Here is a 7,819-nt window from a genome sequence, read left to right as displayed (position 1 = left end):
ATCCTGGACAGTGAGGGCGAGGTGGCCGGTGTCGGGGCCACGTCGCCGGCCGGTGGACCCCACGCCGAGGTGCTGGCGCTGCGCCGGGCCGGCCGGCGTGCGGTCGGTGGCACCGCAGTGGTCACACTGGAGCCCTGCAACCACGTCGGGCGCACCCCGCCGTGCGTAGACGCTCTTGTCGAAGCGCAGGTTTCGTCGGTGGTCTACGCCGTACCGGACCCGAACCCGGTTGCGGCAGGCGGCGCCGGCCGGCTTGCCGAGTCCGGCATAGAGGTCACCGCCGGAGTGCTGTCCGAGTCCGTCGCGGGCGGACCGCTGCGGGAATGGTTGCACAAGCAGCGCACCGGATTGCCGCACGTCACATGGAAATTCGCCACCAGCGTCGACGGCCGCAGTGCCGCTGCCGACGGAACGAGCCAGTGGATCACCAGCGAGTCCGCCCGCGCCGACGTGCACCGCAGGCGGGCCGCCGCCGACGCGATCCTGGTCGGCACCGGCACCGTGTTCGTCGACGATCCGAAGCTGACCGCCCGGCTTCCCGACGGCAACCTGGCCGACAACCAGCCGTTGCGGGTGGTTGTCGGGATGCGCGAGATATCGCCGGATGCTCAGGTTCTCAACGACGACACCCGGACGATGGTGATCCGCACCCGCGACCCCCACGAAGTCCTCAAGGCGCTGGCGGACCGCACCGACGTCCTGCTCGAAGGCGGTCCGACGCTGGCGGGCGCCTTCCTGCGCGCGGGTCTGATCGATCGCATTCTGGCTTACGTGGCGCCGATCCTGCTGGGGGGACCGATCACCGCGGTCGACGACGTCGGCGTCCTCAGCATCGCCCATGCCCAGCGCTGGCGCTTCGACGGGATGCAGCCCCTGGGGCCGGACGTGCTGCTCAGCCTCACGCCCACCTAGCAGCTGCTACGAGGCGGCGAAGACGTCCACAAGGGTGTCGCAGAAGGCCGGCAGATCGTCGGGATTGCGGCTGGACACCAGCGTGCTGGGTCCGTTGGTGCAGGTGACCACCTCTTCGTCCACCCAGTTGGCGCCGGCGTTGCGCAGATCGGTCTGCAGGCTCGGCCACGACGTGATCGACCTGTCGCGGACCGCGTCGGCCTCGATCAGGGTCCACGGACCGTGGCAGATCACCGCGATCGGTTTGCCCGCTCCGAGAAATCCTTTGATCAGATTCACCGACGCGGGGTGCGTACGCAGGTTGTCGGGGTTGGCCACCCCGCCTGGCAGCACCAGGCCGGCGTAGTCGCCCACCGCCGCGTCCTGCGCGGCCTTCTCCGCGTCGAAGGTGTCGGCGGCGGTCAGGTGGTTGAAAGCCTGGATCTTGCCCGCTTCGGTCGAGATCAGCTCCGGCAGACCCCCGGCCTGCTCGACCGCCTTCCACGGCTCGGTCAGCTCCACCTGTTCGACGCCCTCGGTGGCGACCAGGAACGCAATCCGCTTGTTGTCCAATCGTTTCCCGGTTGGTTCCGTCATGTTCATCCTTCTCCTCAGTGTCGGGTTTCACACCCGATACCCGGGGCGGTGGACGGTCAATCAGGGCGATCCACTCGTAAACTGGGCACAACGCCGTCAAGACGGGGCGGGAATATCGCGCTTTCACCGATGAGTGGCGCAAGGTGAGCACGAACAAAGGACAACGAGCATGACTGCACTGCAGGACTGGCTCAACATCAGCCCGGTCGACCCCCGTGACATCAAAACTGTGATCCGTGACACCTGGCGACACCTGACGTCAGGGGAGTCCGGACCGGCCGACGAGCCTCAGCTGATGGGCCGCGGGCTCGAGCGCTGCTGAGGGTCGCCGGTGACCTCGGGGTCACCGGTTTCGGGTTCCTCGGCGTGCTCGTCACGGGCGCTGATCAGCAGACCCAGCACCGCGCCCACCACACACACGATCGCGGTGATCGAGAAGATCTCGGCGTACTGCAGCACGTAGGCCTCCCGTACCCGGGCGGCCTCGGCGCTCAGCCGTTCGGCGAGGGTGTTGCCCCCGGTGTTGGGGGGCAGGCCGGCCAGATGCTGGTTGAACCGGTACAGGCCCCAGGCGCTCAGCGCCGCGATACCGATGAGCATGCCGATCATCCGGGCGACCACCACCGCCGCCGAGGCGATGCCGTGCTGAGCGGCCGGAACCACCCGTAGCGTCGCTGAGGTGAGCGGACCGATCACCAGGCCCAGCCCGAAACCGGCGATGGCCAGGTCGGTGTCCAGCGTGGGCAACGTGACGAATCCGAGGTCGTGGCGCGCCGCCAGCAGATCGACGGGCCACTTCGAGATCAGCAGGTAACCCCCGGCGGCGATGAGCAGGCCGGCGAACGCCATGATCCGGTCACCGACCCGGGTGGCCAGCCAGCCTCCGAGCAGTGCCCCGATCGGCAGTGCGACCAGGAACCGCAGCAGCAGGAACGCTGCCTCGTTCTGGTCCTGGCCGAGGACTCCCTGGCCGAACAGTTCGACGTTGACCAGCGTGACCATCAACGCGGCTCCGGCCGTCAACGACGCGCCCAGCGCTGCCAGGAACGGCCGGAAGTGCACCCCGGCCGGCTCCAGCAGACGGGTGCGGGCGAACTTCTCCCAGACGAAGAACGCGACGGTTGCCATCGCCGCGGCGATCAGCACCGGCGGGCCCCAGCTGGGCAGCACGTTCCTGCCGTCGGGTGAGGGGTTGTACAGCCCGATCACCGCCAGACCCAGCGCTGCGGCCAGCAGCAGGCCCCCGATCACGTCGACCTTCTGCGGATCCTCGCTCTTCTGGCGTCCGGGCAGGCTGAAGTGGATCATCACCATCGCGATCGCGGCCAATGGGACGTTGACCCAGAAGACCGACTGCCAGTGGCCGAACAGCCACACCAGCGTGATGCCGTAGATCGGGCCGAGCACGCTACCGAGTTCCTGGGCCGCGCCGACACCGCCGAGGACGGCCGCCCGGTTGCGCGCCGCCCACAGGTCGGCCGCCAACGCCAGGGTCACGGGAAGCAGCGCGCCGCTGGCGGTGCCCTGCACGATGCGGCCCAGAACCAAGATCGTCAGATCGGTGGACAGTGCGGTGATCACCGATCCGAGAGCGAAACCGGCCAGGCTGACCTGGATCAGCGTCTTGCGGCCGAAACGGTCCGACGCCCGGCCCAGCAGCGGCATCGCGGCGATGTAACCGAGCAGGTAGCCGGTGATGATCGGGGTGACCCGCTGGATCTGGTTCACGCCGATGCCGACGTCGCGCATGATGTCGGTCATGATCGTGACGACGACGTAGGTGTCGAGGGCACCGAGCACCACTGCGAGGCTGCCCGCGCTGATCGCGATGCGGCGGCTGGTCCGGCCCGACTTCACAGCCGGCCCGGTGGCCGGGGGCGAAGCGTGCATCACACCGCAGGTTTGTCGACGGTGACCGGCTCGCCCCACTTCGACAGCGTCATCGTGACGCTGTTGCCCGGGCTCGGTTCCAGCCGGGCCTGCATCAGCTCGTTGTCGCCGTCCTCGGCGATCCAGGCCGTGCCGGGCACCGGGCCGGTCGCGGCGATCTGCGGGGCGATCTTGTTGACGGCGTCGGCGGTGACGTTGCCCGTGATGCGCACCGTGTCGACGCCCTCGATGGTCTCGCGACCGTCGGACCGGGCCTCCGAGAAATTGGCCAGCACGTTGGCCAGCCCGGCGTCAGGACTGAGGATGGCCGCGACGTCGTAGATGTCGGACGCGGGCCCGAAATTCGACAGGCTGCCCCCCGAGGTGATCGCGGCATAGAGGTCACCGTCGGAGACCACGAACTGGACACCCTCGAGCCGCTGGCCCAGGAAGATGATGTCGGCGGTGCCCTTGGCGGCGACCGCCGGCGTCTGCGTGAGATCGCCCACCAGGGATTCGACCGGCAGTTCGGCAATCTGGCCCTGCACCGAGAGCTCGAGGTGCGCGCTGGTCTGGCCCTTGGTGGTTTCGCTGGACTCCTGCAGCAGGGTGGTGGCGTCGGGCAGTTCGGTGCCGGAATCCTCCGACGATGAGCCGGAGCACCCGGCAACGAGGGCGACGATGGCCACGAGCGCGGCGAGTATCACCAGAAGGCGGGTCTGCATGCCAGCATCGTAGTGGGTACCGGCGTGTGGACGTGCCGCCCGGTCCCGTGGTGTGAGGGCAATCATGGCTTCCGAGCTGCACTTTCAGTACATCTCGATGAACCGATCACCGGACGGGCCTCTAGGCTTGCATCGTGTTCACCGGAATCGTCGAAGAGTTGGGCGAAGTCGTCGGCAGGGACAACCTCGGCGACTCCGCACGGCTGGTCATCCGTGGTCCGATCGTGACGTCCGACGCCGGGCACGGGGACTCCATCGCGGTCAACGGCGTGTGTCTGACCGTCGTCGACGTTCTGGCCGACGGTTCGTTCTCGGCCGACGTGATGGATGAGACGCTCAACCGGTCGAGCCTGCGCGGCATCGATGTCGGGTCGCGGGTGAATCTGGAGCGGGCCGCGGCGCTCAGCAGCAGGCTGGGCGGCCACATCGTGCAGGGTCACGTCGACGGGACCGGTCACGTCCTGTCGCGTTCCCCGTCGGAGCACTGGACCGTGGTGCGAATCGCGCTACCTGCCGAGCTGTCCCGCTACGTCGTGCAGAAGGGATCGATCACCGTCGACGGCGTGTCCCTGACGGTGTCCGGGCTGGGGGACGACTGGTTCGAGATTTCGCTGATTCCGACGACGTTGGATCTGACGACTCTCGGGCGGGCGGAGGTCGGAGCCTCGGTGAACCTCGAGGTCGACGTCATCGCCAAGTATGTCGAACGGCTGTTGGGCGCCCGGGATGGCAATCCCAGCGGGTAGACCTCCCGCAAGACATCCCGGCAAGCGGAGCGAGCTCCTCGCGGGCACCGTCCGCAACGCCACTGAGTGCGCACCTGTCACACTTTGCTCGTTTCGCAACACGCCGAATGTAGCAACGCGTCAGAAAGCCTCGCCAATCAATTGACGATGACGTAATCTCCTTGCCTGGCGGGGGTGACCAGGCAAGGAGTTCGTTGTGGCCAAGCATCGTAAGGTCTCAGCTAAGCAAAACAATCAGGCTAAGCGCTTAGCGGTCGTTGCGTTTCTGGGTCTGGTGGTCGCCTCGCCCGGGCTCGCGGTCGCGTCCGCCGACGCCACCGAAGGCGCGTCTGCGTCTTCCGGTGCCGATTCCGGCACGAAGCCCGATGCGGGCCCGACGGCTGATCGGGACGCTGAGGGCGACAACGCAGGCGGTGAAGACGCAGGCGGTGAAGACGCAGGCGTCGACCAGGACTCCGACGGTGACGAGGACTCCGACGGTGACGAGGACGTCGACGGTGACGAGGACGTCGACGGTGACGAGGACGAGGACTCCGACACCGATGAGGTCGACGAACCAACCGATCCGGAATCCGCCGGAGAGGAGACGGTCGACGGGGATGACACCGATCCCGAGCCGACACCGGATCCCGAGACGGCCACCCAGACGGCCGCGCTGAGAAGCAACGACCCGAGCCTGGTGGCGGACGAGCAAACCGCGTCGACCTCCGTCGTCATCGAGCCGGAAGCGAAGACGCCAGATATTGATGAGCCTGCGGCGGAGGCGCCGAGCATGCTGATGGTCACCACTGCCGATGTGCCTGCAGAAGAGGACACGAAGTCGCCGTGGGACTTCCTGCCCGAGTATCCGGAGATCGCGGGCGTCACCAAGACCGAGGTGGCCGCTGTCGTCTTCATCGCCGCGGCGGCCGCCACCGTGGTGTCCATTCCGACCGCGCCGCTGTTGACGATCCCGCTGCTGCTCGTCACCGTTGCCGCCTGGACACGGTTCGAGGAGCTCGGCACCAACCATCACGCACCCACCGCAGAGGTGGTCGGCACCGTCCGGGCTCTCGGCCTGGTCACCGGCACGCTGATCGGCGACGACGAAGACGGTGACCCGGTCAACATCACCTTGGCGACCGGGCCGGCGAACGGCAACGTGGAGATCATCGGCAGCCCGTTGCTGGGGGGCTTCCAGTACCTCTACACCGCGAACAACCCGCTCACCCTCGGGGAGATCGACGACTCGTTCACCATCACGATCGACGACAAGGGAGGCTGGCGCAACCACCCGCTGGGGATGCACACGGTCACGATGACGATCGACGTCAAGTCGGGTGCGGTGATCAACAGCTTCCCGGTTTTCACCCAGCAGGCGACCATCGTCAGCGTCGACCCCGACACCCAGCAGATGCAGGGCACCTTCGCCGCCACCGATCCTGACGGCACGCCGCTGACGTTCACCGGTCTCGCCGTGTCGTCGCTGTTGGGGACGACCGTCCAGGTCAGCTCCGACGAGGACGGCAACGGCACCTTCACCTACACCCCGTCGGATGCCGCCATTCAGGCTGCGGCGCTCGACATACTCGGCGTCGGCGATCTGATCACGATCACCGCAACCGATGCCAACGGCGGCTTCGCGATCAGCACGGTCACCGTTCACCTCGTCCCCCCGAACAGCCCGCCCCTCGTCGTCCCCGTCGGGACGGCGATCCCCGACATCGTCAGCGGAGTCGCAACCGGATCCGTGCTCGGCACCGATCCCGACGGCGACGACCTGCACTACAGCGTGACCGGGTACGGGGGAGGCCAGTCGGCCATCCTCGGCAGCGGCAGCATGGTGGTCGTCGACTCCGACGGCAAGTGGACCTACATCCCGTCGCTGGACGGTGGCGATCCGATCCTGGGGATCATCGACGACAGCTTCAGGATCTATGTGACCGACGGCCGCGGCGGAGAAGCCTCCACCCTCATCGGCCTGATCACCCACGAGCTCAACATCGACTACGACAACACCGTCGTCAGCGGGGGAGTGACTGGTGGGCTGTCGATCCCGTCTGCGATGTCCGGTCTGCTCACCTACAGCCTGGGGGCAGGTGCCCCTGCAGGCGTCACCGTCAACCCCGACGGCACGTACGCCTACACCGGCACCTCGCAGACGAGTTTCTCGATCGTGGGCACCAACACCGACGGTGCGTCGTTGACCGTGGCCAATGTCACAGTCACGCCCAACCAGGCGCCGACGCTGACCACCAAGGGTCTGAACATCACACTCGCCCCCGGGAAGACCGAGGTCTGGACCGGCGTGACCGTCAATGACCCCGACGGTGACAGCCTGACCTGGACCTACTCTGCGTCGAACGGGTCCGTCAGCTTCTCCCTACCGGTCGACATCACCGACCCCATCAGCGGTTCCAGGACCAGCAGTCGGACCGTGACCTACAAGTCGAACGGTGGCAGTGACGGCAGTGCTTGGCCGATCCAACTGCCCTCCAACGGCCCCTCCGACACGATCTACCTCACGGTCACCGACTCGAAGGGGCTGTCGACGACGTTCACGCTGTCCTATCCGGCGTGAGGGGCCACTGTCCCCGTTCCATCGTCACCCAAACCGCCGGGCAATAACCGGTCTCCACTTGTGGTTCATACTGAGAGGCACTGACGACAGGGTTCCGCGCCGGGACCGGCAAGGGTGGTGGAGATGACGAGGCTTGATTCGGTCGAGCGGGCGGTGGCCGATATCGCCGCAGGCAAGGCCGTGGTCGTCATCGACGACGAGGACCGGGAGAACGAAGGCGATCTGATCTTCGCGGCCGAGAAGGCCACTCCCGAACTCGTCGCGTTCATGGTCCGCTACACGTCCGGGTATCTGTGCGTTCCGCTCGACGGCGACATCTGCGACCGGCTCGGCCTGCTGCCGATGTACGCGGTCAACCAGGACAAGCACGGCACCGCCTACACCGTCACCGTGGACGCGAAACTCGGTGTCGGAACCGGCATCTCGGCCTC

8 protein-coding genes are annotated in these 7,819 nt (G+C 67.1%); 5 read left to right on the top strand and 3 right to left on the bottom strand.

The window, feature by feature from the left end:
• Positions 1-912: bifunctional diaminohydroxyphosphoribosylaminopyrimidine deaminase/5-amino-6-(5-phosphoribosylamino)uracil reductase RibD (ribD, locus tag WA944_RS19570; RefSeq protein ID WP_526647257.1), on the top strand; the 912-nt coding region annotated here is incomplete at its 5' end.
• Positions 913-918: 6 nt separating this feature from the next.
• On the opposite strand, the gene WA944_RS19565 is transcribed toward ribD, so the two are convergent.
• Entirely contained in the window at positions 919-1,488 is a 570-nt protein-coding gene (locus WA944_RS19565) for a type 1 glutamine amidotransferase domain-containing protein (protein ID WP_526369112.1), read from the bottom strand.
• 169 nt (positions 1,489-1,657) lie between these two features.
• Here WA944_RS19565 and WA944_RS19560 point away from each other — a divergent pair, with 169 nt between their 5' ends.
• Entirely contained in the window at positions 1,658-1,810 is a 153-nt protein-coding gene (locus WA944_RS19560; protein ID WP_526369110.1) for a hypothetical protein, read from the top strand.
• Here the strand turns inward: WA944_RS19560 and WA944_RS19555 are convergent.
• Both WA944_RS19555 and WA944_RS19550 read right to left on the bottom strand, forming a co-directional pair.
• Entirely contained in the window at positions 1,777-3,378 is a 1,602-nt protein-coding gene (locus tag WA944_RS19555; protein ID WP_526647256.1) for an MFS transporter, read from the bottom strand. The two genes, WA944_RS19560 and WA944_RS19555, sit on opposite strands and share 34 nt — an antisense overlap.
• Positions 3,378-4,082 (bottom strand): LppX_LprAFG lipoprotein, encoded by a 705-nt coding sequence (locus WA944_RS19550; protein ID WP_526608758.1) that lies wholly within the window; start codon positions 4,080-4,082, stop codon positions 3,378-3,380. Before WA944_RS19550 ends, WA944_RS19555 begins: the two co-directional genes overlap by 1 nt.
• Before the next feature lie 134 nt (positions 4,083-4,216).
• Here WA944_RS19550 and WA944_RS19545 point away from each other — a divergent pair, with 134 nt between their 5' ends.
• The 3 genes from WA944_RS19545 to WA944_RS19535 form a co-directional block, all read left to right on the top strand.
• Positions 4,217-4,828, top strand: a complete 612-nt coding sequence (locus tag WA944_RS19545; RefSeq protein ID WP_526369106.1) for a riboflavin synthase — start codon at positions 4,217-4,219, stop codon at positions 4,826-4,828.
• A gap of 274 nt (positions 4,829-5,102) precedes the next feature.
• Positions 5,103-7,388 carry an Ig-like domain-containing protein gene (locus WA944_RS19540; RefSeq protein WP_526608756.1) on the top strand — a complete coding sequence of 762 codons (2,286 nt, stop codon included), beginning with the start codon at positions 5,103-5,105 and terminating at the stop codon, positions 7,386-7,388.
• A gap of 123 nt (positions 7,389-7,511) precedes the next feature.
• Positions 7,512-7,819, top strand: a 308-nt coding sequence (locus tag WA944_RS19535; protein WP_526647255.1) for a 3,4-dihydroxy-2-butanone-4-phosphate synthase, incomplete at its 3' end; no start/stop codon positions are given.

The organism is Mycobacterium sp. (assembly GCF_049683355.1).
Taxonomy (GTDB): domain Bacteria; phylum Actinomycetota; class Actinomycetes; order Mycobacteriales; family Mycobacteriaceae; genus Mycobacterium.
Note: the sequence above shows the minus strand (reverse complement) of the source record. Positions and strands in the feature narration are given on the sequence as shown.